Annotated in this window: 30 protein-coding genes; 29 read left to right on the forward strand and 1 reads right to left on the reverse strand. The window is 29.5% G+C overall.

What is annotated here, in order from left to right; genetic code table 11:
* Positions 1–22 precede the first annotated feature (22 nt).
* The 6 genes from ACJDTP_RS09265 (at position 23) to ACJDTP_RS09290 (ending at position 4,082) form a co-directional block, all read left to right on the forward strand.
* Positions 23–298 carry a hypothetical protein gene (locus ACJDTP_RS09265; protein WP_406760994.1) on the forward strand — a complete coding sequence of 92 codons (276 nt, stop codon included), beginning with the start codon at positions 23–25 and terminating at the stop codon, positions 296–298.
* A gap of 13 nt (positions 299–311) precedes the next feature.
* Positions 312–536 carry a hypothetical protein gene (locus ACJDTP_RS09270; RefSeq protein WP_406761053.1) on the forward strand — a complete coding sequence of 75 codons (225 nt, stop codon included), beginning with the start codon at positions 312–314 and terminating at the stop codon, positions 534–536.
* Between the two features lie 291 nt (positions 537–827).
* Entirely contained in the window at positions 828–1,484 is a 657-nt protein-coding gene (locus ACJDTP_RS09275) for a hypothetical protein (RefSeq protein WP_406760995.1), read from the forward strand.
* Complete coding sequence (locus ACJDTP_RS09280; RefSeq protein WP_406760996.1) at positions 1,477–2,706, forward strand: FYVE zinc finger domain-containing protein; 1,230 nt, start codon at positions 1,477–1,479, stop codon at positions 2,704–2,706. The genes ACJDTP_RS09275 and ACJDTP_RS09280 overlap by 8 nt, the downstream gene beginning before the upstream one ends.
* Positions 2,707–2,727: 21 nt before the next feature.
* Entirely contained in the window at positions 2,728–3,498 is a 771-nt protein-coding gene (locus ACJDTP_RS09285; RefSeq protein ID WP_406760997.1) for a TatD family hydrolase, read from the forward strand.
* Positions 3,499–3,767: 269 nt separating this feature from the next.
* The gene (locus tag ACJDTP_RS09290) at positions 3,768–4,082 is read left to right on the forward strand and encodes a hypothetical protein (RefSeq protein ID WP_406760998.1); all 315 of its coding nucleotides are present in this window, start codon (positions 3,768–3,770) and stop codon (positions 4,080–4,082) included.
* 458 nt (positions 4,083–4,540) lie between these two features.
* Here ACJDTP_RS09290 and ACJDTP_RS09295 read toward each other — a convergent pair whose 3' ends face one another.
* Entirely contained in the window at positions 4,541–4,882 is a 342-nt protein-coding gene (locus ACJDTP_RS09295) for a winged helix-turn-helix transcriptional regulator (protein ID WP_406760999.1), read from the reverse strand.
* 112 nt (positions 4,883–4,994) lie between these two features.
* On the opposite strand from ACJDTP_RS09295, the gene ACJDTP_RS09300 reads away from it, so the two are divergent.
* From ACJDTP_RS09300 to ACJDTP_RS09410, 23 genes are all read left to right on the forward strand, one after another.
* On the forward strand, positions 4,995–6,122 hold the full coding sequence (locus tag ACJDTP_RS09300) for an NADH:flavin oxidoreductase (protein WP_406761000.1): 1,128 nt from the start codon (positions 4,995–4,997) through the stop codon (positions 6,120–6,122).
* 406 nt (positions 6,123–6,528) lie between these two features.
* Positions 6,529–6,993, forward strand: coding sequence for a DUF3888 domain-containing protein (locus ACJDTP_RS09305; RefSeq protein WP_406761001.1), 465 nt, complete (start codon positions 6,529–6,531; stop codon positions 6,991–6,993).
* A gap of 82 nt (positions 6,994–7,075) precedes the next feature.
* Complete coding sequence (locus ACJDTP_RS09310; RefSeq protein WP_406761002.1) at positions 7,076–7,534, forward strand: DUF3888 domain-containing protein; 459 nt, start codon at positions 7,076–7,078, stop codon at positions 7,532–7,534.
* 215 nt (positions 7,535–7,749) lie between these two features.
* Positions 7,750–7,950 carry a helix-turn-helix transcriptional regulator gene (locus ACJDTP_RS09315; protein ID WP_406761003.1) on the forward strand — a complete coding sequence of 67 codons (201 nt, stop codon included), beginning with the start codon at positions 7,750–7,752 and terminating at the stop codon, positions 7,948–7,950.
* A 194-nt stretch (positions 7,951–8,144) separates the two neighbouring features.
* Positions 8,145–8,318, forward strand: coding sequence for a hypothetical protein (locus ACJDTP_RS09320; RefSeq protein ID WP_406761004.1), 174 nt, complete (start codon positions 8,145–8,147; stop codon positions 8,316–8,318).
* Entirely contained in the window at positions 8,308–9,246 is a 939-nt protein-coding gene (locus tag ACJDTP_RS09325) for a hypothetical protein (protein WP_406761005.1), read from the forward strand. Before ACJDTP_RS09320 ends, ACJDTP_RS09325 begins: the two co-directional genes overlap by 11 nt.
* A gap of 478 nt (positions 9,247–9,724) precedes the next feature.
* A complete protein-coding gene (locus ACJDTP_RS09330; RefSeq protein ID WP_406761006.1) occupies positions 9,725–10,558 on the forward strand; it encodes a rolling circle replication-associated protein in 834 nt (277 codons plus the stop codon).
* Positions 10,555–10,803 (forward strand): hypothetical protein, encoded by a 249-nt coding sequence (locus ACJDTP_RS09335; protein ID WP_168982669.1) that lies wholly within the window; start codon positions 10,555–10,557, stop codon positions 10,801–10,803. Before ACJDTP_RS09330 ends, ACJDTP_RS09335 begins: the two co-directional genes overlap by 4 nt.
* 475 nt (positions 10,804–11,278) lie before the next feature.
* A complete protein-coding gene (locus ACJDTP_RS09340; RefSeq protein WP_264646459.1) occupies positions 11,279–11,827 on the forward strand; it encodes a hypothetical protein in 549 nt (182 codons plus the stop codon).
* Positions 11,828–12,428: 601 nt separating this feature from the next.
* Complete coding sequence (locus ACJDTP_RS09345) at positions 12,429–12,632, forward strand: hypothetical protein (protein WP_406761007.1); 204 nt, start codon at positions 12,429–12,431, stop codon at positions 12,630–12,632.
* A 62-nt stretch (positions 12,633–12,694) separates the two neighbouring features.
* Positions 12,695–13,255 carry a hypothetical protein gene (locus ACJDTP_RS09350; RefSeq protein WP_406761008.1) on the forward strand — a complete coding sequence of 187 codons (561 nt, stop codon included), beginning with the start codon at positions 12,695–12,697 and terminating at the stop codon, positions 13,253–13,255.
* Positions 13,256–13,469: 214 nt separating this feature from the next.
* Positions 13,470–14,183 (forward strand): hypothetical protein, encoded by a 714-nt coding sequence (locus tag ACJDTP_RS09355; RefSeq protein ID WP_406761009.1) that lies wholly within the window; start codon positions 13,470–13,472, stop codon positions 14,181–14,183.
* Positions 14,184–15,195: 1,012 nt separating this feature from the next.
* Entirely contained in the window at positions 15,196–15,888 is a 693-nt protein-coding gene (locus ACJDTP_RS09360) for a response regulator transcription factor (RefSeq protein ID WP_023974945.1), read from the forward strand.
* A 4-nt stretch (positions 15,889–15,892) separates the two neighbouring features.
* Entirely contained in the window at positions 15,893–16,945 is a 1,053-nt protein-coding gene (locus ACJDTP_RS09365; protein ID WP_406761010.1) for a HAMP domain-containing sensor histidine kinase, read from the forward strand.
* A gap of 203 nt (positions 16,946–17,148) precedes the next feature.
* Entirely contained in the window at positions 17,149–17,283 is a 135-nt protein-coding gene (locus tag ACJDTP_RS09370) for a transcriptional regulator (protein ID WP_168981389.1), read from the forward strand.
* On the forward strand, positions 17,273–18,439 hold the full coding sequence (locus ACJDTP_RS09375) for an alpha/beta hydrolase family protein (protein ID WP_087702648.1): 1,167 nt from the start codon (positions 17,273–17,275) through the stop codon (positions 18,437–18,439). The genes ACJDTP_RS09370 and ACJDTP_RS09375 overlap by 11 nt, the downstream gene beginning before the upstream one ends.
* A 175-nt stretch (positions 18,440–18,614) precedes the next feature.
* Entirely contained in the window at positions 18,615–18,887 is a 273-nt protein-coding gene (locus ACJDTP_RS09380) for a DUF2326 domain-containing protein (protein ID WP_406761011.1), read from the forward strand.
* A gap of 1,251 nt (positions 18,888–20,138) precedes the next feature.
* Positions 20,139–20,618, forward strand: a complete 480-nt coding sequence (locus ACJDTP_RS09385) for a hypothetical protein (protein ID WP_406761012.1) — start codon at positions 20,139–20,141, stop codon at positions 20,616–20,618.
* 16 nt (positions 20,619–20,634) lie between these two features.
* Entirely contained in the window at positions 20,635–22,362 is a 1,728-nt protein-coding gene (locus tag ACJDTP_RS09390; RefSeq protein WP_406761013.1) for a hypothetical protein, read from the forward strand.
* 19 nt (positions 22,363–22,381) lie between these two features.
* Positions 22,382–22,555 carry a hypothetical protein gene (locus tag ACJDTP_RS09395; RefSeq protein WP_406761014.1) on the forward strand — a complete coding sequence of 58 codons (174 nt, stop codon included), beginning with the start codon at positions 22,382–22,384 and terminating at the stop codon, positions 22,553–22,555.
* The gene (locus ACJDTP_RS09400) at positions 22,552–23,007 is read left to right on the forward strand and encodes a hypothetical protein (RefSeq protein ID WP_406761015.1); all 456 of its coding nucleotides are present in this window, start codon (positions 22,552–22,554) and stop codon (positions 23,005–23,007) included. Before ACJDTP_RS09395 ends, ACJDTP_RS09400 begins: the two co-directional genes overlap by 4 nt.
* Position 23,008: 1 nt before the next feature.
* Positions 23,009–24,565: an AAA family ATPase gene (locus ACJDTP_RS09405; RefSeq protein ID WP_406761016.1), complete on the forward strand. Its 1,557-nt coding sequence runs from the start codon at positions 23,009–23,011 to the stop codon at positions 24,563–24,565.
* A gap of 748 nt (positions 24,566–25,313) precedes the next feature.
* Positions 25,314–26,264, forward strand: coding sequence for a DUF4179 domain-containing protein (locus tag ACJDTP_RS09410; RefSeq protein WP_406761017.1), 951 nt, complete (start codon positions 25,314–25,316; stop codon positions 26,262–26,264).
* The last annotated feature ends 36 nt before the right edge of the window (positions 26,265–26,300 follow it).

Raw genomic sequence — 26,300 nt, forward strand, 5'->3', positions numbered from 1 at the left:
ATTTAAAGGGAAGGTGTTAATAATGAAAAATAAGATGATTAATACAAAAGCCAAAATACATTGCCATAGTTGTGGAAAGGATTTTAATATCTATTGGGTAGGGTTAAATAAAATAGATTCGTGTCCTCATTGTAATGCAGATATAGATGAAACAATGTGGGAATCAATTTTAAAATCAATTGCTCAGGTACAACAGACTAATCAAGATTTTTATAAATATAATCTCGAAAGAAAAGAGCCAATGTTTACTATTAGCATTGAAGGATTATGTACAGAACTGGCAGAAGAACAAGAGTAAATGTGTGAATATAATGGAGAAAGAGCATAAGTATATAACATTTAATCAACTGGGAGTTGTATTGTGTAATGCAAAGACTAAACGTAAGCTAATAAGTCCAATTTATGACAAGGCATCTTTTTATACAATAGAATTTTTATATCATGTAGGATATGTATTAAGAGATGCAGATAATCCTAAGAAATATTATTCAGTAGAAGAAATTAAAGAAAAATTAAAATCACTTGTTTTACTCTAATTAGACGGTAAAATAATTTGGATTGAAACTCAAAACTTGCCTATGAGTAAATTAAAAGAAACACTAGATAGTTATTCTATGATATAAAGTGATTTTGTTGAGGGCAGTATTGAGATTAATTTCTCTGTGTTATCATCATATGTTCTCTAATTTTTCATATGAAATTGAAATGTAGAGTTTATTTTTGTTGTATATATTTAAAGTATAAGAAATAAAAGGAATTTAATGAAATATGTAGAATATTTAAACCTGTTTAGAAATTCTAAATTTGAAAATATGGGAGGGGAAAAAGTGGGATCATCTACTAGAAAGATACAACAAAAAATAAAGAAGATAATTTCTGATTCAAAAGGCGAATTAGATGATACATTACCTAAAGTAATTAATGAAACTATTAGAATGAAAAAAGCAAAAAAGTACTTTGGTGATAAAGATTTTGGAAATCTTGTTACCGGAGGAATGTCTGGAATATCAGCTTTAAGTTCTGGAAAGTTTGGAAAGGATTATGGCATTGAATATGACATTAATTTAGAAGAAAGCATTATAAAAGACAAGATTAAAACGGAACAAATTATTGAAGCTATTTTAGACAAAGTTGAAGAAAATCAAGAGATAGAAAATGGGCTGATTTTAGCAGCATTTAAAGCGACTATGGCTGAAATTATACTGAATAATTTATTGAATAGTGAAGCCTTCTTAAAAAAGTTTATGTGTAATTTATTGTATTCATTAATAATGGAAAATATAAATGAAGCATTAATAGAAATTTATGATGATATTCACACGAAAGACTTCAGAGATAGAGTAAAAAAATTTGCTAATGATACTATAGAAGAATATATGTCTAAGCCAATCAAGGATTATATAGAAAAAAAGATAGATTTAGCTGTTATTATTGAAAAAGTTAGTAAATTAAACGAAAATATTAAGGATAATAATTTTGAGTAATCCCAATAAATACATTAGCGAAGACTTATTGATTGGTGACAGCTTTTTACCATCTCAAATATTATTGAATGGAAATGGCTTAGAGAATATAAATGATGAAATTTTTTTGGACTTTATAGATGTAGCAGCTAAAATATTCATAGAAGATGTAAGAAACAAAGTTAACTCTAAAGATGAGCCACGGAACATAAATGTTATTGTTCCTGTAACTAATATACATACATGGAGCAGTCAAAAAGTACTATTGGGGAAAATAGGTAATTTTCTATCTGGAGATAAGTGGAATATTGATTTCGTTAAATGTGATTCGAAATTACCTAAATTTTATGTGAAATCATTCATCACATCTCCAGAATTTGATAATGTAACATTACTTTCGGGAGGATTAGATTCGTTTTGCGGTTCATTTGTGAATGTTGAAAATAAATTACAATCATTGTATTGCGGTTATAAAATTAATAAATTTGAAACAAAAGGACTTAATGATATACATAGCATATTAAATCAAAAATATAAAGGGATATCAAAGCGTTTCAATACATTAAATATAAAAAAGGAAGAACATACTCAAAGAACAAGATCACTGCTATTTTTTGCGTTAGCATGTGCTACGGCTTCAATGTATAATGTTAATGAGATTTTGTTATATGAAAATGGGGTTTTATCATTAAATCCTGAATTGGATTCAAGAAAAACAACCAAAACAACTCATCCTAAAACTCTATATCTAGTAAATCAGCTGTTATCAAATTTAAATTTGAATATGAGAATAAAACATCCTTTTCTATTTAAGACAAAAGGACAAATAATCAATGGTCTGTCAGATCAGTTCAAAGAGGATATAAAATTTACAAATACATGTGGTATTGCTAGGCATAATCGTAAAATTAAAATTAAGAGTGGGCATTGTGGATTTTGTATTCCATGTATACTAAGAAAAATATCTATGGCTGCATATGGAAATGAAAAATATGATGTCCAATATAATGCTCCATATGGTACAAATTTGGAAAATTGTGATTTATCATTTAAATCTGAATTTAAATCATCAAATGAATATTTTCGTGTATTTAATGAAAAAATTAAGGATGGAAGCATATTTAATGAATTAGACTTACGCTCAAAATATTATAAAGAGAAAAATTATCTAGAATTGACAAAGAAAATGTTAGATATATTTAGCGAGGAAGTTGATACGTTTTATTCAAAATATCCATTATAGAAAGAGAGGTTTTAACAAATAATGAACTATATTGATTTTCATGTTCATATGGATTTCTATAAAAATCCACAGGAAATAATCAACATTTATGAAAAAAAACAAATATATTCATTATTCGTTACTAATTTACCGGAAATTTATGAAGCGCATTTACCTAAATATAATGGATTTAAATATATTAGATTAGGATTAGGATATCATCCAGAAATGGTAGATTATTATGACTTTAATAAAGATATATTTAATAAATATTTTGATAGTACGAATTATATTGGAGAAGTAGGGATAGATGGCAGTAAAAAATATACCCATAACATTGATACACAAATACAGGTTTTTGATTATATATGTAGTAAAGTAAGTAATGAAGCTAAAATCATGACTATCCATTCTAAAAAAGCTGAAGGTATTGTGTTGGAAAAATTAAAAAAATACAAGATAAAATATGCTGTTTTTCATTGGTATTCAGGAAATTTGAAAACTATTAAGGATATTGTAGATAATGGTTATTACTTTTCTATAAACCCGTCAATGTTAGAATCTCAAAAGGGAAAAGAAATACTAAAGAATATTCCTCATGACAGAATGTTGTTTGAATCTGATGGACCATTTAGTAGGTATAGGAAAATTACTACTGATCCGAGATATTTTAAGGAGATTTTTAGAGAGTTTAATGAGTTTTATAAAATTGATGATTTTGAAAAAGTGGTATTTAATAACTTAAAAAAACTTTTAGTAGAACGACAATTCTTAGAGCAAAAAAGTAAAATATTAAAGAAAATTATTGAGTAAAGGTTATAAAAAAGTAAGCGGTGGCTAGTAGAGATCCAGCTACTGCTTACTTTTTTATTTATAATAAATTTGAAAATATCTGCAAATGTTTAGAATAATATTACAATTTCTTATAGCGGGAGCGATAAGGATGAAAGGAAGACATATATTTAAGAATGAAAGTTTTCTTGGCATACATAATAAATATAAAAAATTTAAAAGTGAGAATATTGAAGTCGAAAATATATATGAAATAATAAAAAAGGAATACATACAAAAGATAAAAAATAATGAATTTAATTTTATATTTAGAGAGAATTTATTTAAAAATAAAGATTGGTTGGAATTTGGACGAAGATATAAAAGCTATTTTAAATATGTTTCTAGGTATTAGCACTGGAGTTATTGGTACATTATTTCAACAGGAAATGAAAACAAGTCAAAATATGACATTCAGTATAATAGGATTTTTTGTATCATTAGTTGTGGGTGTTTTCATATTTATGTTGATTAATGGAAAGACTTTTAGAAGAGAAAAGAATGAAAAGATATATTATAGAGTATGCTTAGAAGTATTAGAGGAGATAGAAAATGAACAGGAATAAGGATAATTGATATTGTATAAGCGAATAGCCAGTAAGTTGAAGGTAGATTAGGTAGAAATACTCAATCTACTTTTTGTTTTAGTATAACAATTCCTATAAATCAGATAAAAATAGTATTGTATAATTTATGAAATTATGTTATTATAATATTACACACAAAGCTAACAGCGATAGTAGATAGCGTTAGACTCCCAAGATAATTATTTAGAATTAAGTCCTGTAGGGTAGTAGAGAGAAATCTTTATTACCCTTATTTTTTTGCGTAAAAATAGAGATAGCAAAAATCAGGTGAATGACAGTAAAGCTATCTCTTGGGATTAATTAATATTATATTTTAGTTATTAACACCACTTGTAGATTTGACGCAGTAAATAAAAAAATATGTTCTTTGAAAACTGAATAATGTGATGTTTACAATTTGTATTGCAACTGGTTTAGAATAGTAATATTCATGTGACTTAAACTTCGATATCATTTTTAATAGACATGTGCTCATCTCCCCATTTGCAGAGTAATTTCATTATAGGAATAAGAGATAAACCTTTTTCAGATAAACTGTATTCAACTTTTGGAGGAATTTGTGGGTATTCCTTGCGAATGATAAGCCCATCTTTTTCTAATTCTTTTAATTGATTGCTTAACATTTTATGTGTTACACTTCCAAGAGACTTTTTTAATTCTGTATATCGTAGAATATTTTTTCTCGAAAGAAAAAATAGAATATGCATTTTCCACTTACCTTGGATTAAAGACATCGCATAATCAAACGGTTTACTACCCAGTTCTTCATTGTGAATCATATTACACTCTCCTTTTTGATAGTATCTACCGAAAAAGTGCATACTTTTGCTTTTTCTCATATCATCATATAATAAAAAAATAAATAGTACAAGAAAGAAGGAAAAATTATAAATGAAGAATTTATTTGATATAACCACAGTAAATGGAATGAAATTAAAAAACCGGTTTTTTAGAGCAGCCATAGGAGAAGGCTTAGCTGATGATAATGGACATATTACTGATGAACTGTTTAGTGTGTATAAAGAACTTGCTAAAGGAGGTGTTGGTACAATCTTTACAGGAATAACACGTATTGAAAAAGATGAGGTTCCAGATCAAGGGGCGATGGCTATTTATGATGATAGCTTCATATTAGAATATAAAAGGCTTACCGACATTATTCATAAATATGATAGCAATGTTGTTATGCAAATTGCCTATGGTGGTTCACATAGTCACTCACCTCATTTGAGTTCAAAAATATGGGGACCTTCCGCTATAAAAGAGGAAAGTAGTGGAATTGTACCAACAGAAATGACTAAAACAGACATTAAATATCTAATTGATTCATATACAAAAGCTGCTGCTCGCGCTAAGGCAGCTGGATTTGACGGAGTAGAGCTTCATGCGGCACATGGTTATTTACTAAGTCAATTTCTTTGTCCTCACTATAATAATCGTACAGATGAATATGGCGGAAGCATTGAAAATAGGGCAAGAATTATCTTAGAAGTCTATACTGAAATTAGAAAAGAAGTCGGACCAGATTTTCCTATACTTATTAAAATAAATTCTGAAGATTTTATGGAAGATGGATTAACCAAAGAAGAAAGTATTACTGTTTGTAGGATGTTGGCGGAAGTGGGGATTGATGCTATAGAGGTTAGTGGTGCTAATTCGTCATCACCGAATGTTATTGCTAAAAATTTAGGAAGTGTGAGAACAAAAATAGCGGGCTCAAAAGAAAAAGAGTCCTATTTTAAAGATCATGCGATACAATTGGCGAACGAAATTTCTGTTCCAATTATTCTTACAGGAGGAAATAGACATATTGAAGTAATGGAGGACATTCTGAAAAATTCAAATATTTCTTACTTTGGATTAGGTAGACCGTTAATATGTGAACCTAACTTGATAAATATATGGGTGGAGACAAATGAGAAGTCACCAAAATGTGTTTCATGTAACAAGTGTTTTGGAACTTACGGGAAAACATGTGTTTTTAATCAAAGAAAGCAAGATAATATTATATTGAAATGAATCAATGAATTCTAAAATCGTATTATTCAAGAAAGATTGAATTTGCGATTTTTTTAATGCCGTAATTCTAATAATGGATGAAATATAAAAAACTAGAAGAGGAAGAATAAAAAGATTTGAATTTATATTCTCCCCTTACTATGTAAAATTTAATCAAAAGCGTTATCTTAGACCACATGTCCCCATTAGTACACGAAAGATTCCAAAAATGAATTTTTGCATATACAGAATATGTAGAGAATATAGTGTAGATAATTAAATATTACTTATAGTATTTTACCTGCTACTTTTCTATATAAATATAACTTAAATTACTATAAAAATAGTTAGAATAATTAAAGTAATTAGAGTAAAGGTGATTATTTTGCATAGACTAATTAAAAACATAATGGAGTGTGAAGCTAGAGTGAAAAAAATAACATTAACATTAATTTTTGTATTATGTTTATCAGGTATCTTTTATATAGATAAATCTTTTGCTTTAGACACAAAACAACCATCCAAAGAAGAAATATATAAATTGGATGAAAATTCAAAAGAGAGGATATATGAAGATTTAATTATTTGCTTATTTATTCCGTACATACAAACAGAAGTGAACAATTACTATCAAAAATATTTAACTGAAATGCCAACAGTTTTTCCAGATAGCGTTGATATAGTAAACATTAAAAGAGAAAGTGAAGGTGGATATCTAATTAAATCAGAACTTATAGTTCGTCCATTCGTCGGACCTTACAATTATGTTGGAGATGACAGAATAATAATTGAAACGGGAGTGGATGGATATTTCAAAGTTATTAAATTTGAACATCTTCAAAGTTATCAATTGCCATGGAATTGGCAACATATAGTGAAAAAAGCATATTAAAATAATTAAATTATATAAATGTTTTTATATAAATCCAGCGATAAGAAATACTATTTATATAAGTTCTTTGGAGGTGATACTCTTGAAAAAAATTGTGTTTGCAATAAGTATTTCAATTGTAGTAACATCATTTATATGTCCATTTTATGCATATGCAGCAGCTATAAAACAACAATCTTCAATAACAGATGATTCAAAAGAAATTATTTATAGAGATATAGTTCTTTCGTTACTTATTCCATATATACAAAAAGAAATTAATAATTATTATAAGGAGTATTTAACAGAGTCTCCGACAATTGCTCCATATAGTGTTGATATAGTAAATGTTAAAAGGGTAAGTGTATATAGAATCCAATTTGAGGTGATTGCACATCCCTATGTTGGTCCTCATATTACTGTTGGTGATGATAGAATGATAATTGAGACTGCAGCAGATGGTTCGGTTGAGATAAAAAAATTTGAACACATAAAAAGTTATGAGTTACCGTGGAATTGGAAACACATAATAAAGAAATCACATTTAATACGAAACCAGTAGATATTCCTGGTGAAAATAGTAAGAAAAAATAGCAGAAAATATATAAAAGAGATGGCTGGGAGACTGAGTAATTGCTATCTCTTTTTGTATATTTTAATTTGGACATTTATATTATTTTTAGAATATTCAAGATTATGTATCAAGAATATAAGTTATTATATTTTATTTATTGATAATTGTATGTAATTATTTTACAATTATATAGAGGTGGTATTGTGGGGGTAAAAAATAAACTTAAAGAAATAAGAATGAGAGAATATGCGGAAGATCCAAAAGATTTTGCTGAGAGATTAAAGGTAAATATAAAGACTTACTATGTATGGGAAAGTGGCTCGGCATTGCCAAGCAGTATAAAAATGTTAGAAGTAGCAAAAAAACTAAATAAAAAAGTAGAAGATATATGGTGGCTAGAATAATAGTCATCATTTTTTTATATCTAATTTCTATTATTTTTAGAATTATTTTTAAATAATTGGAAACTTTTTAAGATTATTTGAATACATATATAACATAGCAATGAGAAAAGAGATATTGCTTATCATTTCTCTAATTGGCTATTCTGCCACAACAAATTAACGCCAGTTAATATTAAGATAAAGGATGATGATACATGTTTGGATTAGATATTAAATTATTTAATTTGTTATTTAGTTATTGTTACAAGTTGGGAAGTGCATTTGATCTTGGAGCATTTGAAGGGTTCATAATTTATCTAGGTGTAATAGCATTAGGTTTAACAGGATCATTAAACCAAATTCAAAGGAAAAAGAAAAATGATTACTGAATTAGGATTAGCTATTTTAGGTACTTATGCTTATAACTATTTAAACACATGGGAAGAGCAAAAAATAAAACATAAATTCAAGAAATTCATAGAGGAAAAGGAACTAATGAATAAATCCAGTACGAATAAAGCAAAAGTTAAAAATGTGCAATTATTTGATTACGGATTTAGAACAACTTTAGATATTAGTGGAGTATGTGGATTTGAAGAAATAGAAAAACATCAAGATTATTTAAAACAGTTGTTTAGAGCTGATGGAATTGATATTAAGAATATTAAGGGCAGGGCAATAATTGATGTAGTTATTGATAAAGTAACAGGATTAGAACACAAGAGAGTATTATTACCTCAAACAACATTATTGTTAGGTTATAAAGATACAGGTGAATTACTTACGGTGGATATGCTAAAAATGGCACATATAGGCATTGTGGGGTTATCTCTTAGCGGTAAAAGTAAAATGGTAGAAGTTGCTTTGAATAATTTAGTTGGAGCCGATATTGTTCTTTTAAATGTATTCAGGAATGATTTTAAGAGCGTAAGAGCAAGACGTATCAATGGAGATGAAAATATATTATTATTCCTCAATTCATTGCTACAACATCCATATGTAAGAGATAGGCCTTTATATTTGGTAATAGATGAACTGAATTTATTGGCAGATAACAAGGATATAAACAAAGTTATAGGTAATTTACTAAAGGCGGCAAGGCACTACAATATTTATCTTATTTGTATGGCTCAAGACATGGTAAAAGAAAGTGTTAAATTTAAGAACCTCTTCAATATAAGAATATGCTTTAGATGCGTGGAGGAAAGTTCATATAGGGCATTTCTAGGGGTTACTGTACCGGAAGGCAATTTATTACCTAGAGAGTTTTATTGTCTTAGCGACGGTCTATATAAAGGTTATACCTATACTATATAACTGGTTCAACAACTGGAAGTGGAAATTTAAACAAAGTCTTAAATTTTTACTGGAAGGCGTTAGCAGCAGGAGGAGAGAAAAATTAACTTACAGAACATTATGGGCTAAGGAAAAAACTAAGTTCAGGGAGTTTACGAGCGTACCACCAATGTCCGAAGCAACTCGCCCTCACCCTCGTCTCTCGCCCGGGAGAAGCTCGCTTCGACAAGAGGGCGAGGGTGAGGTGCGTGTTGCGAGTGGGGAGATGTAAAAGACCATAAATTATGTTTTTTGGATTAGGATTGTATGTTCCAAGCACATTATGTAAGCCTTTAGGTTTGCATAATGTGCGGTAAGATAGCAATAAAAAGGAGTGTTTATAATGCTTAAGTATATTATCATTCTTTTGTGGTTTTTGGCTTAATTTTATTAACTTGTTAGTAGAGGGATAATTCATACACTTATCACATAACAAAAGCAATCAGATAAGGTGAAAGCGGTGTACAACCTTAAAATCATTCAAAGTGGAGATAGAATAGAAATATATAAGATTAATAATTATGTAGTCAATGAATCTAAAATTGATGAAGGACACAAATTAATAGACAAACTAGTGGACGAACTAGATAATATCGAAGCTGCAGAGGATGATTCTAAAGAAAAACAATCCATAAAAGATAGAGTTAGAAATTTAACTGATGCTAGGAATAACATTATAAGGCTTATTAAATGTAATCCGGATATGCAGACATTCATTACTCTTACATTTGCTGAAGAACAGGATTATAAGGAAAGTAAGGCAAGTTTAAATAATTTCTTCAATAAATTGCGTAGGCATTATCCAGGGGTTAAGTATCTTTGGGTATTGGAATATGGAGAATTACACAATAGGCTTCATTATCATTTATTAGCGAATATCCCAATTAAAATAAAGCTTAGTAGCAGCAATGAAAAAAAGTCGGATCAACATAAAAAACTAGAGCAGAATTTTCAGAAGAAATACTGGAACCATGGTTGGGTAGATATTAGATCACTGAAGCAAGAGGATAATACTAATATTGCTTTATACGTAGCAACCTATATAGTGAAGAGTTTAGAAGATTTAGACTTAGAGGGTTATAGAGTTTATGGATATAGCAGAAAAACATTAAATAAGCCTCTTCAGGAAAAGGTATATACTACTGACAATATAGAAGATATTTTGAAGAAATATAGCGAATATGATATAGAATTTAGCAATAGCTATGGAATCGGATATAGGGATTATAAAGGTAAGCATATAGGAACAGTTAGTTATTTTGATTTAATTAAAAAAGGAGAGATTATATTATGAGAATAAATACAATGGCATTAGTTACCAAGGTAGAGGCAAAAAAGACAAAAGATAACTCGGATTATATATTACTATCCATATTAGATTTATCAAGTGGAGATAATTTTCAAATTACAAGTAAGGAATTAGAGCATATGAAATTAAGCCCGATGACTAAATATAATGTTACTTTGAATTTAAGTTCAAGCAAGTACGGATTAAAGTTAGATTTGGAAGAGGTCGGAGAAGGATTAGGAAGTATATAAACTTGATTCAATTTGAATTATTTAAATGGCTAGACTTACGACTTTTTAATTAGCAATTCTGTTAAGATGTGAAGAAAAAGCGATTCAAAAAACGCTTTTCTTATAGGTATGGCCCCAGATCATGCTCGAGCATTTCTCACCTCTATTCATATGAATTGCAGTAAATAGGCACTTTATCTTATAAAATAGTAAATTATACGATAATATAGTCAATATTGCTCTAAAATCGGAATTTAGAAGTTAAAGAATTAGAATTAAGTAAGATATTAAAAAAAGCAATTTCTGAAACGCTTTCTTATATGGTGTCGATTTGGTATACAAGAAAGAATTAAAAAAAACTTATTAAAAGGTTTGAAAATTAGGATTAAAAATTGAAATAGAGATAGAAAAAACTATAATATAGACAGTTAGTTTTATTTATTATAAGCAGGAATTTTATTTATAACTTAATAAAAGATAATAGGAGGCCTGCTTTATGGCAAAAGTCAATATTTTAAAAGAGTTAGACCATTTGGGTAATTTGTGTAAAGAGAGTAGCGCAAATGTAATAATTTTTACAGTTAAATACAACAATGTTAATTTTAAATGTATTTATATGAACAAAATAAATGCAATACTACTGGCAGCAGAAGATTATAATACGGGTTTTAGTATTAGAATAAATACTAAGGGACAATTAGATAATTATTTTCCGAAAGCTAATTATGAAATTTTAAAAACAATATATAAAAATAGCGATTTTAAAACAAAGATATTATGTAATAGAATGTTAGAAGAAATAAAACAATTAAAGTTAACAGATATTAAAATTAATTCACATTGTTATTCCAATAAAAATAATATAGTTTTATTGGAAGATGATGATAAGATTTATTTTAAATGTTGGGCTCGTAATAGAGTTAGGAGCGTTCGAAGTAATAACTTAGAAAAGACTAGAAAACATTTTGGTCGAGAAGTGTATGAAATATGTAAAAAGTGTAATATCAGTTCCAGGTGGAGTAGTAAATTTAATGATAAGAATTAAGTTTAATTGAATAATAAAAAGGTACAGGCTGCCTATACCTTTTTATTAATTATAGTTATGTATATTTTGTTCAGTACTCCAATTAAGATTTAAGCTATACAAACACATAGTTTAAAAAGAACATTTATGGAAATGTGAGGGATTTTTCATCATACAGTTATAAAATTGGTAGTAAATGTACCGCAAAACGGTACATAAGGCACAGACTTAGAATTTAATATCTAAGTCTGTGCCTTTTTCTATTTAAGACTATTATGGAGTTAATTATATTTTATTTCTAACTTAGGATTGGCTATAGGATAATTTCTTATCCTATAGTCTAATTACTTTGACACAATGACTAAAGTAATTAGTATTAGTCCTAAATAGATTAATACCATAATAGTACTCCTCCTTAAATATTTAATTATTTATCATTCTAGCCAAAAGCTTTGAAAATATACAAAAATCAAATTCTGAAAAAAATTATCAAATAGGACATATAGGTTGGATTTGGAATAAAGGGAAATTGATTAAAGTATAGAATAATGTAAGTTATATTAGGTGTTATGTAAAAGAAATTAGGAGTTAATTTAGTCAAATATAATTATGGAGTGTTTATATGTTTACTGTTGAAGAATATATTGCAAAAAGAAAAAAAGAAGATAACTTAAATGAATTTAATAAAGATAAGAAAATTGAGAACATAAAGAGCTGTATAGATTACATATTTGAATATTATAATAATTATCTTGAAATTAATAAAATAGATGAAAGAACTGTGCTTGATAATAAAAAAATTGAAAAGTTCCGTAAATATGTGTGAGTGCTTACAATAAAGAAGTTCAGGAATGGCTAATTGATATTTTTGATAAGCACGATAATAATATGAATATTATTATCAAGCATATAATTGAAAAGAATGAGTTTTTCTTATTGTGTAGTACAGATGCAGAATTCAGAAAGGAATCATACGATTGTTATTCAAAGTTAGTAAAAAAGTATCCATATTTAAAAAATGAGACAGAAATGTTATTTTCATTTATTAAAGATTATCATAGAGTAATTAGCAATAAAGAAATTGACATTCCAAATTTCTCTGATAAAATGTCAAAATGGATAATGGATACAAAAGAAATTTACGGTGTCAATATAGTAGCTTTTGTATATGATTACATGAGTGATTTCCTTTTTGAGGAAGATAAATGGCCTAGATCACACAAAAAGAGAGTTCAGAATTCTTATAATGATGAATTGAAATATGAATATGATTATAAAAAGAAAAGCAATTTATTTAACTTAGATTTACTATATCCTAAGATTTCTAATAAGCCATTTATTAAAGGTAAAAAACAATATATAGAAGTATTGATGATGAATTATTGGATAAGTGAAGAAGATGAAGAATATTTTCAGGAATATTTAAATAAGGTATTTGGAGAAGTTTAGATATATAGAAGATATCTTATATCAGTTAAAAATAGGAGATTGAATTGGGATGAATAAAATTCTCCTTTTTTATATTGATCCTAAAATAAATTATGAATATACATATATAGGTTAATAGAAGTTTCAATATTATTGCTGTTGAAACTGAACAAATTTGGAGACAATAATTAGCAAGAGAATTATAAATCTAAATTTGTTAGGAGTTGAGAATTTCATGCAGCTAACTATTAAGAATACTCATATCTTTGATATAAAGGTACAAGATGAATTTAGAAAATTTATTGTACTACATAAAGAAAAAATTGATGCAAGCAAGATTTATGAATTAAAGATAATATATAATTCCAATTCGGTATTAGATAGATATGAGGATAAGTTTTATTTTGATAACTCAATATATAAGACTATCGAATTAAAATTTAAGAAGCAAAATAAAAAAGATGAAGCAATAAATATACAAATAGATCAATGCATAGGCATCTTAAAGGATTATGGAATAGAGTGCTATAATTCTAGGATTGAAGGACATAAGTTGAATAATAATAATATTGAAATAATATTAGAAGAAGATAAATCAGAATTATTAGATATGGAAAGGAAAATAAGTAAAGGAAAAATAGGCGTAACAGTGATAATACCTAATATTAGTTATGCGGAGAGAAAAATGGGTGAGTTATGCGGTAAAATGGCAGCTCAAACTTATCTTGATTTACATAAAAGTATTGGCAATGAAATGATGTGTGAAATTTTGGGTATGCAGAATACAGGAGATGACAGTATAATATGGGAGACATTTATAAAAGAGTATGGCGATTTATTTTTTTCAACTGAGGATAAACACAAGAAATCAAAAGAAAAGTTTTTAAATAGAGTTAGTACGTTGATAGAAATAGAACGTAAAAAAGGAAGAGGACATGATAATGTATAGGATGACCATAAGATGACCATTTTCTAATCTAGAGGTTAAATCTACATAATTTAATGAACCATTTTTATCAACTATAACTTAGTTAAATCAATACTTTGCATAACATTATGGAAAATTATAAGATTTGCTAAAACATAAATAATTGCTCCCGCTGGGAGTACCATAAAAAACCTGCAGTTAATTGAATGAATAGGCTGCAGGTTTTTAGTATATTTATGATAAGATAAATATTAAGTCAATGGTGCAATGATGGTGCAGTAGATTGCACTAATTATAGAAAATAATAAGTCACAATTAAAAATAGAACTGATAAAATTGCTTAAATACTAATATTTACAGAATAATGTATACTGAATAGAAAATGAGTTAATCGAATCCAGAAATCGTAGGTTATAAAAGCATCTATAGAAAATATAGGTGCTTTATTTTATGTGAAGTTTATATATATTGCATATACAAGCAATACAATTATTTGGAACAGAACACAAAACCATAGGAATATTTATATAGAATTTCCAACTTTTAGATTGGCCCAACAAGCAAAAGTTAATTTAAGAATTAGTTTGTTATAACATCTTTCTATGATGTTATATTTTTTTACTTAAAAATTTAATACTTTTTTGAAACCATGAAATAAAATAAGTATCTAATTGAATATTAAAAAAAGAGTGCTATACTTTTTATATAGGGTACCATGGTACTTTATTTGAAAATCCCTGGAATATATATAAGTAATCCTCGGCTCATTAACTGTATTAGTCATTGTATTTATTGGTGTTTATGTCAATATATTATGGTGGAATTATGCTGATTCAAATGAGAAAAATGACATTCGTAAATCAATTGGAACAATTATAACAAGAGCAGATAATCATAATGAGATTTCACTTTCGTTAAATACTACTCCTGAAAAGGCATTAAATTTATCATCCTTGATAATTATAAATGAGATAGTATTGTGTGGAAGGCCTGTGGAAGAGAACGTTTATTGAAGCAGATTGGAGGTGCAAAAGTGCAAAAAAAGATATTAGTTATAGATGACGATAAAGATATAGTAAAACTTATAACAAAGAGTTTAAGCTATGAAGGATTTGAAACGATTTCGGCATATTCTGGGAAAGAAGCCTTATGTGTATTGAAAGAAAATAATATTGATTTCATCATTCTTGATATAATGATGCCTGATATGGATGGCCTTGATGTCTGCAGAAGCATCAGAAAATCTTATAATGCTCCAATTCTGTTTTTAAGCGCCCGGGATAAGGATATTGATAAAATCGTTGGGCTCGAAATAGGTGCAGATGATTATATGACAAAGCCCTTTAGTATTCAGGAGCTTAATTCCAGGATAAGGGCCAACTTCAGGAAAGTCGACAGGCTGTTTAAAGAGTGGAATGAACTTAGTCCAAATAGAGAAAAGATTGATTCTCCTCTCATTTTGAATGATAAGACTTTTGAAGCATTTCTAAATAACAAAAAGCTTAACTTATCAACAAAGGAATTTCAAATATTGTCCATGCTCATGCATAACCCCAATAATGTATTGACTCGTGAGCGGATATATGAATATGTCTGGGGAGACGAATACGGAGAATTAAATACTGTAACGGTTCATATAAAAAATATCCGTAAGAAACTTGGTCCTGAATATGATTTTATTAAAACAATTTGGGGAATTGGATATAAGTACAAGGAAAGAGAGTGATAATATGAAACTGAAAATAAAGCTTCCTTTACTATTTCTGGTTATGTTTATAGTTTTTATGGCTTCAATTGGAATCTATTTGAAGTTTATCTTTGCAGAATATTCACCTATATCTAGTTCATTACTGGATCCATCATATATAGTATTACTCCTTCCCATATTTGCTATTGCCTGTTTCATCTTTATTATTTTAATTATGCATATCCATTTTTGTATAGAAGAACCAATAAGATTACTTAATTCCAGACTAGAAAGAATAAATATTGTGCATCCATTGCCGCCACTTGCGCTAAGGAGTAATGATGAAATTGGAGACCTTTATAATCATTTTAATAATATGGAAAAGAGGCTCCAACTAGCACACAAAGAGCAAATGGATATGATTGCTGCCATTGCTCATGATCTAAAAGCACCATTAACATCTATTAATGGTTTTGCTGAACTGTTAGCCATGCAAAAGGGTCTACCAGAAAATGAAAAGCAGGAATATTATGAGTTGATTCAAAAAAAGTCAAAATATATGGCTGAACTCATCAACGATTTTGTAAGCTTCATCAAAGAGAAACTGAATTTAGAATCCATGACCGTGAAACCCGTTAATGCATCAAAATTATTTGAGAACATTGCCCTAGAATATGAACATGAGCTATCAGGATTTGACTATGAGCTTATTTACAAACATTTATTTAAGGAAAATATGATGCTTATGGTCAATGAGATTATGATAGGTCGAGTCTTTGGTAATCTATTCAGTAATGTTGTAAGATATGGTGGAAAAAATGAGTTGAAAGTGTATATGACTGGATACTCACAAGGGGCTTATGCCTATTTTGAAATTGAGGATAATGGGATTGGAGTACCGGATAAGGATATATCTTCACTATTTCTTAAATTTTTCACTGTGGATAAATCCAGGCAAATTGAAAATGGTGGGATAGGACTTGGACTAGCAAGCTGTAAATCAATTATTGAATATCATGGTGGAGAAATCTATGCATATTCTTCTGAATATGGTGGCCTGGGTATAAAGTTCAGCCTTCCACTTGTACAACACTAATTTTATTTCTCTAAAATAAATTAAAGGCCACTGTTGGTTGAACGTAGAGAACACCGGCAGTGGCTTTTTTGCTTCCTAATACTTTATAATTTTTTATATTCTCTTTATAAAGATTTATTTTCCTTTTAGGGCAACTTTATTTTTATATCGTAAAATTTACTTGTAGATTAAAAACTACAAGTAAATTGATAGGAGGAAATGATATGGTAGAGAATCAAGTTTGTGGCACGGACATAGATAGGTGCCGCTATTTCGAAACATGTACTCTTATGCTTAATCAGAGAAGGATGGAAGTAATAAATATAAATAGAGAAGGAGGATACTGCAATGTCAATTGAATTTAGCCGTTGGCCAAACAACTATATGATGTCATATCAAGTAACTAAAGCTCTAGGCTTGGCAAGTCTTGGTGCTGCTGACGTCACCGAGATTTATGAAGCATGCAAAAAAATAGATCCAAATGATAAGGAAACATGGCATAGGGAATGGCTCATAACAGCAGATGCTTTGGAAAGGCATGGTAAGGAGGCAGAAGCGGTTGGAAACTGGTATACAGCACGTAACTGTTACATTCGTGCTTGCAATTACCACCGAATCGCTGAATATGCTGTGATGGATAATGATGCCGAGAAACTCCGTATATTTAGGAAAGTAAATGAACTCTTTGAAGCTGCTGGAAAGTACTTTGATGTAAAACCAGAGAAAATCCAAGTAGATTATGAGGATGTCAAGTTGGATGGGTACTTTTTCTCACCTCCTTGGATAAAAGGTCCGAAGCCCACAATTTTGGCCCTCAATGGTGGTGATGAGTGGTCAATTGAGAACTATTTCTGGTTAGGACCTGCCTTTATTTCGTGTGGATATAACTTTATGGTCTATGATCAGCCTGGAACTGGTCTTTCAATGTACGAAAAAGGAAAGGGCAGAAGAGCTGACAGCGAGGCTTTTCATTCAAGAGCAATTGACTTTCTTCTAACTAGACCGGAAGTGGATACTAACAAGATTATTGTTCATGGTGAGAGTTTTGCGGCATATGACTCCCTTAGATTTGCTGCATTCGACAACAGGATTGCCGCCGTCATCTCTGACGGAGGAACCCACGCGTTCGACTGGGAGGCAATGCTAAAATGGATGCCACCAAGTTTAGCTGCTCACGGCATGAGAATTTTGGGTGCAAAAAGCTTGGATGACTTTGCTGGAAATCCTCGTTTTGCCTACAATCTTGAGGGCGTGCTTCACCAGATAGAATGCCCACTTCTTGTGATGCACGGTGCGGAAGAGATATTGGTTCAGCCAAATCCGCTAACACAAGCTCTTAAAAATTACGAGCAGGCTGGTTCGAAAAACAAGACGTTCTTCGCCATAGAGGATAGAAGACTTGGCGGATTAGAACACTGCCAGGTAGACAACATAAATGTGCTGCATGAGGTAGTACTGAATTGGCTTTGTTCTATTGGTCTTGGACCTTCTGCACCTAGACCAAGTGATTTCTAGGATATTTTTAAGTTAATTAGAAGGTGGAGCTTATGAAACTTACATTTATACAGGTGGAACCGTGCTTGTTAGAAAGCATATAGCGAGATATTTTAATTTAAGGATACGGAAGCTATTAAAGAAAATTTAGATGATTATTTTGAAGAATTAACTAATGTAGTAGTAGGATAGCCATTTGCCACTGTATTTAAAATATAATGATGATGAAATTCCTGTTAAGATAATTGGAATTAATGGAAAGCCTGGAACTGGAATAAAGAAAGCAATGATCACTTGTTTTTATTTAGTTCATGTTAAGTTAATTATAAATAAGGTATATCATATGCCAATTTTTAAAATTCATGATAAATTAGAAAATATTGATTTAATGGAGTTAAGTAATATCGTTAAGGAAACACGTAACTTTGAGGGCCAGTACATATTTCTAATTCTGAATGATGGAATTTAGAAACTTGGAATAGAAAGAGGAAGAAGTTGTATTAAGGCTTTCGACAGAAGAAAAATTTTTTGGAGTGTAAGTTAGTATATATTAGTGAATTAAAAAATATAATCAAATATATATTACAATTTGGTATAAAAGGAATACTTAGAGTAATAGGAACTTTTAGTATTCCTTTTTCTATTTTGAAGAGATACTAACGATGATGAAATTATATAAAAAGGAAGAACTAGAGGAACTAAAATAAAAATACTCAAAGTAAATATTAAATTAAGTAGAGGAAATAAAAATCATGTTAGGCGAAAAAGAAATAGAGCTTAAAATTGTACTACAGTTGTACTATTTTATTTTCAAAAGCAAAAAATAATAAGAAATTATAAAATAATTAAAAGTGTGAAAATGCTGATTAATAAAGGTTTTATAAAACATGATATTATATTTCTGGAAACTATAAGACAAGCGCTATTTCACCCGCTGGGAGTACCATAAAAAGCCTGCAGTTAATTGAATAAATAAGCTGCAAGTTTTTTGCATTATTTATAATAAGAAAGGTGTATTCTTACTAAGATAAATATTAAATCAATGGTGCAATAATGGTGCAGTAGATTGCACAAAATATAGAAAATAATAAGTTGTAATGAAAAAATAGAGTTGATAAAATGGCCTAAATACAAGTAGTTTGATGATAAAGCATTCTGAGTAAAAAATGATTTAATCGGATCCAGAAGTCGTGAGTTGTAAAGCATCTATAGAAATATAGGTGCTTTATATTAGCTGTAACCTTGTACATATCGTATATACAAGCAATACAATAGTACCTACTAGTATTAATGATTATAAGTTAATAGTGATATAAGAACAATATGAACGGCATACAAAAGAATATTAAAATTTATAATTAACCTAAACATATAGCTATATAGGAAGATATCAATATGAACTCCATAAAAAGGTATTCTAATAGAATATAAAGGACAAAAGAACATACTAAGAAATGAAATTTTGGGTATATATGAGTTATAAGACAACAAATCTTATAGTATATAATATGGAATATTATTTTTATTTAGATTATTAAGAAGGGTAAGTTCATTAAAAGTAATTGAATGTTTTTAATGAAAAGTTGCCCTTATTTGTAATTAGTTCACTTTTCAGAAGATATTACAAAAGTATACAATTAAATTATAAATGTGGTTAAATATGTTGTATAATACAAAATAAGTGATGAATATTTTTATTCAATGATAAGGAGGTGGTTAAATGCCAAGGCCAATAATAGCAGAGAGAGAAAGACAAGAACATAAGTTAGAATTAAATGCTGAAAGAGCTGCAAGTACAAAGTTTAATATGAATAAAACCATATTAGAAAAAAGGTTAAGAGTTAAAAGATCAAATGAGTACATGGAAGCAATAAAAAAACTTGATGTCGGTGGATGTGAACAATGTAAAAAGCAATTTGATAATTGCGTAGAGGCAATAAGGAATGAATTCAAGGATATACCAGAAAATAATCTACTAGTTGGATTAGTAGCAAAGTGTTATTTGGGACAACCATATGAGGTACATACACTTGATATGAGTGAAAGTATTTTAGTTCATTATAAGGCTTCTGAAAGTATGCCGGCTTTAATTGAAAGAGCAAGAAGCTTAGCCCTTCATGGAGGGTATGAATATATTGAAGTTTATACAGATTGTTTATGCGCTGTTAAGAGAGATGGAAGCGTTAGTATGGTTAAATAAGGGGGAGTAGATTAAGATGGGAGAACGCGTAATAAGTACTGCTAATTTAAGTGTTATAGAAAGTAATTTAGGCAAATTGGCTAATAATCTGGCTGTAGTAGCTAATAATGTAGAGTCAGTAGCTGTCAGGGTAGATAATGTAGATGGTAAAGTGAATGTTGTATCATCAGAATTAGGTGCTTTAACTGAAGAATTTAGGGCATTTGTTAATGAATCAAAGAGAATAGCTAATTTAGCAGATGCAAAGCAAAATGTAGTTATGTTAGAGCAAGAATTAAAAAAGGAATTTGGAAACTATGAAACTGTAAGGAGGCATACAGTAGGTATACTTCAGGCTGCTGATATAAGTGTAGTTAAAAAAGAAACAATAGAAAATGCTACTGAAGAACTCATGTTATCAACACCAAGATATTGGTTGGCTCCAGCTCTAATAGCATTATCTGCATGGTTAAGTGACAATAAAGAGCTTGCAGATAAAGCACTTAAGGAAGCAATTAGAAGAGATGATGAGAAAACATCTTTACTTTTCTGTCTAATAAGTAGAAGAGCAGGAAAATTAGACGGTTCATTAGTATGGTTGGAAAGATATTTTTCAATGCAGGATCCTGAGAAAATGGAACGTAGAATAATAGTTGTTTTAGATGCCTTTGCTAGTGGACTATTTGGGGGCGATGTAAAAGGTGAATGCTCATCAAAGATTAAGCAGTGGTTAGACGAATTGTCTTCTAAAGCTGGATTTGTTGAGCAACAAAGACAGCAATGGCAAAATGCGCTTCTTGCAAAAAAGGCGAGCATAAATGAAAATGAATTTCCTATATTAAGAAAACATAGTCCTACATGGAATAAACTTAAAGAGGTATTAGAAATAGCAGAAACACATGATGAAATTTATAATTATTTTAGTAATATATTTAATACCAAAGTAGATAATGTAACATCAGTTTCTGCAAAAATCGATGATATTTTGGATAATTTGGTCAAAAATTATGACACTGAAGAATTGCCAATTAGGGCTCAGTTAAGAAAAAATAAGTTAGTAATTGAAGAGAATGGGGAAGTAGATAGAGCAAACAAGAGATTTGATTTAGAATCGAAAGGATATGAGAAATATGATGATTTCTCACAACATTTAACAAATATTGCTTTAGCGCCTGAAGCAACTGGAGCTCTAATCGCAACTCAGAAACTTGCAATTTCATTATCTAAACAATGGATACTAGATGCACATGAAGATTTAACCGCTAAAAGTAGGGCGGAAGTCCCAATTGAAGTTGAAGTTGATATTGACAGTTGGCATGGTAAAACAAGAGATGGAGCAGATGCAGAAGAACTAAGTAATTCATTGAATATACATATAGATAACTTGAAAGAAGAGCAATTAAGTAAATTAAAATGGCCAAATGGTAAGACAATAGCTGCTGGGATAATAGGAGGTATTATCGCCATTTTAGGAATAGGAACTATACTAATTTCGTTAATTGCAATAGCAATAGCAGCATGGGTGATATTATCTCAGAAAAAATCAGTTGAAAAAAGTAGGAATAAGGTAATCACAGATTTTGAGAATTTTAGGCAAACATCTCAAGAGATACTAAACGGATTTTTAGCTGAAGTGGTTGATTATAGAAGATTATACTCTGTGAAGGATAAAGAAAGTGAAAAAGTCGTGGACTTCTTAAAAGAATTATCACCAGAACAGTATATTACAATACAAGGCAATAGTAGAGTAAGACAAGTATTATAGAAAGGTGGATTTGAAAAATATGGAGAATAATAATTTACCAATCAATAGACATATAGCGAAAAATGCGCAAGTTCATGATGATAAAGATAATAATAAAAAGGAAGTAACAATAAATGATTTTGCAGCAGCATTTCCAGAATGGGATTTGACACCACCAGCAGTTGTTGTAAAAAGAGTTAGGAGAGGAATATGAAAAATCCAACTATCTATGCTGAATGGGTTGACTGTTTCGATTTAGCGAAGGAAGGAACTCATGATGACGAAGTATTAAAATGTATTAAAAATGGAACTCTTACATTGAACGCAGGTGTAGGAGGAAGAATTGCTAAACAAATGAATGAAGTTATTCAGTTAAGATTAAAGAAAGCATCTGATAAATTTTCAAGAGCGATGGGATTTAACAACGGGGATATAAATATACTAACTAATTCCTTACTATTATTAAGAAAAGAGTTTAAATTTTTGATTGAATTTGTTAGGATACCAATTTTGCCAGAAGAAGATATTAAAAAATTTGTAGATATAATAAAGAAACAAGCTGATTTAATGCAGGAATCCCTTGAATCAACAAGTAGAAACGATAGAACAGGCATGCTTGCAAGCGTAATACGAAGAAATAGAATTAACAACCTGGAGGATAAATAATATGTATTTTAAAGAATGCATTCTTAAAATCAAGCAATATTCATTAGCTAGAATACCATTTATATCATTTAATACTTTTGAAAAAAGTAGAGCATTAGAAATTTGTAAAACAGTATCAGAAGAGTTATGTTTACCATTTTATGTTCATACACTTTCAAAAGGAATGTATGATATTTCAAATGGGAGAACAGTAAATGATGATAAATCTTTGATGGGTGCGTTAGATTTTATCACAGAACAAATGAAAGTGAAGCAGAATCTAACTTTTATACTGACAGAAGTACCGGATATTGAGAGTGATACAATGACAGCAAGATATCTTCAAGATGTTGTATCATTAGCTGAGGAAAATGGTGGAGTAATCATTGCATTAACTACAACTCCTGTTTGGGGACAATTACAGAGATCAGGTATGTCATTAGCATTAGATTTACCTAATGAGGAAGAAATGCTTCAAATTATACAAGAAAATATTGAGCCATATAAGAGAGATATAACGATAGAATGGGATAATAATGATTATCGAGAAGCTGCTACAATTCTAGCCGGAGTAACTCAGGTTGAGGCTCAGAATGTAATAGTATCATTGGTTGCCAATAAAGCTATTAAGAAAAGCGATTTAATAGAATTAAACTTCGCAAAAAATAAACTATTTTCTAATATAGAAGGATTAGAAAAAATTGATGTTTCACAAAATATTTTAGATGTAGGAGGCTTAAGCGGATTAAAAGAATGGCTTAATAATAAGAAAAAGCTTCAGACTCCAGAAAAAAGAGATGAATTAAGAAAACGAGGATTACAGCCACCAAGAGGGGTGCTATTAGTAGGGGTTCCGGGATGCGGTAAGTCGCTTTCAGCTAAAGCAATAGCAGCTTTTTGGAATTTACCTTTATATAGACTTGATTTTGCAACTGTTCAGGGTCAATATGTAGGGCAAAGTGAGCAACAGCTAAAAGAAGCATTTCAAACGGCCGAGCATCTTTCACCATGTGTATTATGGATAGATGAAATAGAAAAAGGTCTTGGGACATCAGGAAGTGATAGTTCAGGAGTTACGACAAGAATGGTTGGACAATTTTTATTCTGGATGCAGGAGTGCAGAAAATTAGTTTTTGTAGTAGCTACGGCAAATGATGTGTCAAAATTACCGTCAGAATTATTAAGACGCGGTCGTTTTGATGAATTATTTTTTGTAGATTTACCTTCAGAAGCTGAAAGAGAGGAAATAATAAATTTATATGTAAGCAAGTATATAAATATTCAGTTATCAGAAGGTACAATGAAACAACTTGTGGATATTACGGATGGATTTACAGGCGCGGATTTAGAATCATCGCTCAGGGATGTAGCTTATAGATTGATTGCAGATGATGAATTGCAATATTCAGATCAATTAATAATTAACTCACTAGCAAATGTTATTCCATTATCTAAAACAAGTCCAGAAAAAATAGAAGCAATTAGAGAATGGGGAAGAGAAAGAGCAGTACCAGCTTCAGGTCAGCCTATAGGCGGAAACCTGTCTAATAATAAAGTTTCTAGAAGAGTGTTAGTTTAGTTTGCATGCCTAAATTACATTGGTTTGAGGAATATTAAATATAAACGATATTATGAATTAGAAATAAATTATACTTTAATTAATAGAGGTAGATTAGCTTGTATAATATTTAAAATTGTACTACCGTTGTACTATTTTATTTTCAAACATAAAAAAATAATAAGAAATTATAAAATAATTAAAAGTGTGTAAATGCTGATTAATAAAGGTTTTATAAAACATGATATTATATTTCTGGAGACTATAAGACAAGCATTATTTTACCCGCTGGGAGTACCAAGTTAAATGAAGGAACGGCTTAACCATAATGGTTAGGCCGTTTTTGCTTATAGAATAAGGGACAAAATGGGGACAAAAAGTTTTATGGGAATTTACAAAAGAAAAAAATGTAATGCACAATAAGAGTTTTTCTGAATTTAATGTACTATGTGTGCTAATATTTGATATCAAATGCTTACAAAGCATTATCATCTTATATCAAAGAATTTGGATTCAGAAATGTAAAAGAGATGAGGAATCAAGAGATAAGAGATAGTGTTTTTTTCTCAAATCTATCAACAAGATATTTAAATATATGTAATTATTTGTATGAAATAGAAATTGGGTGTATAATTTAATATTATTTACAATGGGAAAGGAGGCTGTCCATAGAAAACGAATGATAACAAAAGATTACTTTTAATTATTATTAAAAGTGGACTTGCAGTGATATCAAAAAAATGAAAAGTTATGTGGGAGGAATAAGATAATGAAAAAAATAAAAGTTGGTTTTCGCAATAAAAAATCTAAAAGTTTACTTATTGGAGCAATTGCACTTATTTCAGTAATTACTGCAGGTAATTGCCAATATTCTAGTGCTGCAGTAGTTAATAATACGTCCGTAATTCAAGATGCTAGCGGAAATTCTGTTTCAGAAAAAGAAAATTATTCAATACCTGAAAAATCTAAAATAGTGATTGGAAAAACTGTTGAAGATAAGGGAATTAAGGTTACTCTATCTGACTGTTATGCAGATACTCATATGCTTACTTTTACAACACATTTGGATAGTAAAGAAAGAGGTGATTATGCACAAGAGTTAAAACCAAGTATATCTATTAATGGAAAGATAATAAATAATGAAACAAATGAATTTAAGTACGATTACATCCATAACGATGATGGAACTTGTGATATAGTGACACATATTTACTTAGACAATATAGATACAAGTCAAAATTTAAATATTTTAATCGATTATGATAAGATAGGGGTAACTAGTACAGCCAATATTGACTCGTATGTAACAGGGAATTGGAAATTCAATTTTGCAATTGGCGCATCTCAAATAGACAAGCCAATTTTAACCAAGGATATTAATCAAACTCTAGTAATAGATGGCCATGAACTATATGTGCACAATATAAAAATATTCCCATACAGAATTGAATTTACAGGAGGCAGTGATATCGATAGTTTTAGTGATACTACAGATATGGCATCATGGGAACTTACGGATGATAAAGGAAATAAGATTAAGGAATCAGATGGTCATGGATCTGATAAAAGTATAATGTTAAATTATTTTGTTGACACAACTGATATGAGAAGTGTAACGATAATCCCAAGAACTTCTTTTAACAACCCTGATACAGCATATCCTAGAAAATTTCCTACTATTAGCAATTATGATAAAGCCATTACAATAAATATAAGATAATAAGTAAAAGAAATACTTAGAGTAATAAGAACTTTA

Origin of the sequence: Candidatus Clostridium helianthi (genome assembly GCF_045310795.1) — a bacterium.
Lineage (GTDB): Bacteria > Bacillota > Clostridia > Clostridiales > Clostridiaceae > Clostridium > Clostridium helianthi.

Bases quoted from the DNA above. Each gene is read 5' to 3' on its own strand.
- ACJDTP_RS09265 (WP_406760994.1), top strand. From the start codon at position 23: ATGAAAAATAAGATGATTAATACAAAAGCCAAAATACATTGCCATAGT.
- ACJDTP_RS09270 (WP_406761053.1), top strand. From the start codon at position 312: ATGGAGAAAGAGCATAAGTATATAACATTTAATCAACTGGGAGTTGTA.
- ACJDTP_RS09285 (WP_406760997.1), top strand. From the start codon at position 2,728: ATGAACTATATTGATTTTCATGTTCATATGGATTTCTATAAAAATCCA.
- ACJDTP_RS09290 (WP_406760998.1), top strand. From the start codon at position 3,768: ATGAATTTAATTTTATATTTAGAGAGAATTTATTTAAAAATAAAGATT.
- ACJDTP_RS09295 (WP_406760999.1), bottom strand. From the start codon at position 4,882: ATGATTCACAATGAAGAACTGGGTAGTAAACCGTTTGATTATGCGATG.
- ACJDTP_RS09300 (WP_406761000.1), top strand. From the start codon at position 4,995: ATGAAGAATTTATTTGATATAACCACAGTAAATGGAATGAAATTAAAA.
- ACJDTP_RS09320 (WP_406761004.1), top strand. From the start codon at position 8,145: ATGTTTGGATTAGATATTAAATTATTTAATTTGTTATTTAGTTATTGT.
- ACJDTP_RS09325 (WP_406761005.1), top strand. From the start codon at position 8,308: ATGATTACTGAATTAGGATTAGCTATTTTAGGTACTTATGCTTATAAC.
- ACJDTP_RS09335 (WP_168982669.1), top strand. From the start codon at position 10,555: ATGAGAATAAATACAATGGCATTAGTTACCAAGGTAGAGGCAAAAAAG.
- ACJDTP_RS09340 (WP_264646459.1), top strand. From the start codon at position 11,279: ATGGCAAAAGTCAATATTTTAAAAGAGTTAGACCATTTGGGTAATTTG.
- ACJDTP_RS09345 (WP_406761007.1), top strand. From the start codon at position 12,429: ATGTTTACTGTTGAAGAATATATTGCAAAAAGAAAAAAAGAAGATAAC.
- ACJDTP_RS09350 (WP_406761008.1), top strand. From the start codon at position 12,695: ATGAATATTATTATCAAGCATATAATTGAAAAGAATGAGTTTTTCTTA.
- ACJDTP_RS09355 (WP_406761009.1), top strand. From the start codon at position 13,470: ATGCAGCTAACTATTAAGAATACTCATATCTTTGATATAAAGGTACAA.
- ACJDTP_RS09365 (WP_406761010.1), top strand. From the start codon at position 15,893: ATGAAACTGAAAATAAAGCTTCCTTTACTATTTCTGGTTATGTTTATA.
- ACJDTP_RS09370 (WP_168981389.1), top strand. From the start codon at position 17,149: ATGGTAGAGAATCAAGTTTGTGGCACGGACATAGATAGGTGCCGCTAT.
- ACJDTP_RS09375 (WP_087702648.1), top strand. From the start codon at position 17,273: ATGTCAATTGAATTTAGCCGTTGGCCAAACAACTATATGATGTCATAT.
- ACJDTP_RS09385 (WP_406761012.1), top strand. From the start codon at position 20,139: ATGCCAAGGCCAATAATAGCAGAGAGAGAAAGACAAGAACATAAGTTA.
- ACJDTP_RS09390 (WP_406761013.1), top strand. From the start codon at position 20,635: ATGGGAGAACGCGTAATAAGTACTGCTAATTTAAGTGTTATAGAAAGT.
- ACJDTP_RS09395 (WP_406761014.1), top strand. From the start codon at position 22,382: ATGGAGAATAATAATTTACCAATCAATAGACATATAGCGAAAAATGCG.
- ACJDTP_RS09400 (WP_406761015.1), top strand. From the start codon at position 22,552: ATGAAAAATCCAACTATCTATGCTGAATGGGTTGACTGTTTCGATTTA.
- ACJDTP_RS09405 (WP_406761016.1), top strand. From the start codon at position 23,009: ATGTATTTTAAAGAATGCATTCTTAAAATCAAGCAATATTCATTAGCT.
- ACJDTP_RS09410 (WP_406761017.1), top strand. From the start codon at position 25,314: ATGAAAAAAATAAAAGTTGGTTTTCGCAATAAAAAATCTAAAAGTTTA.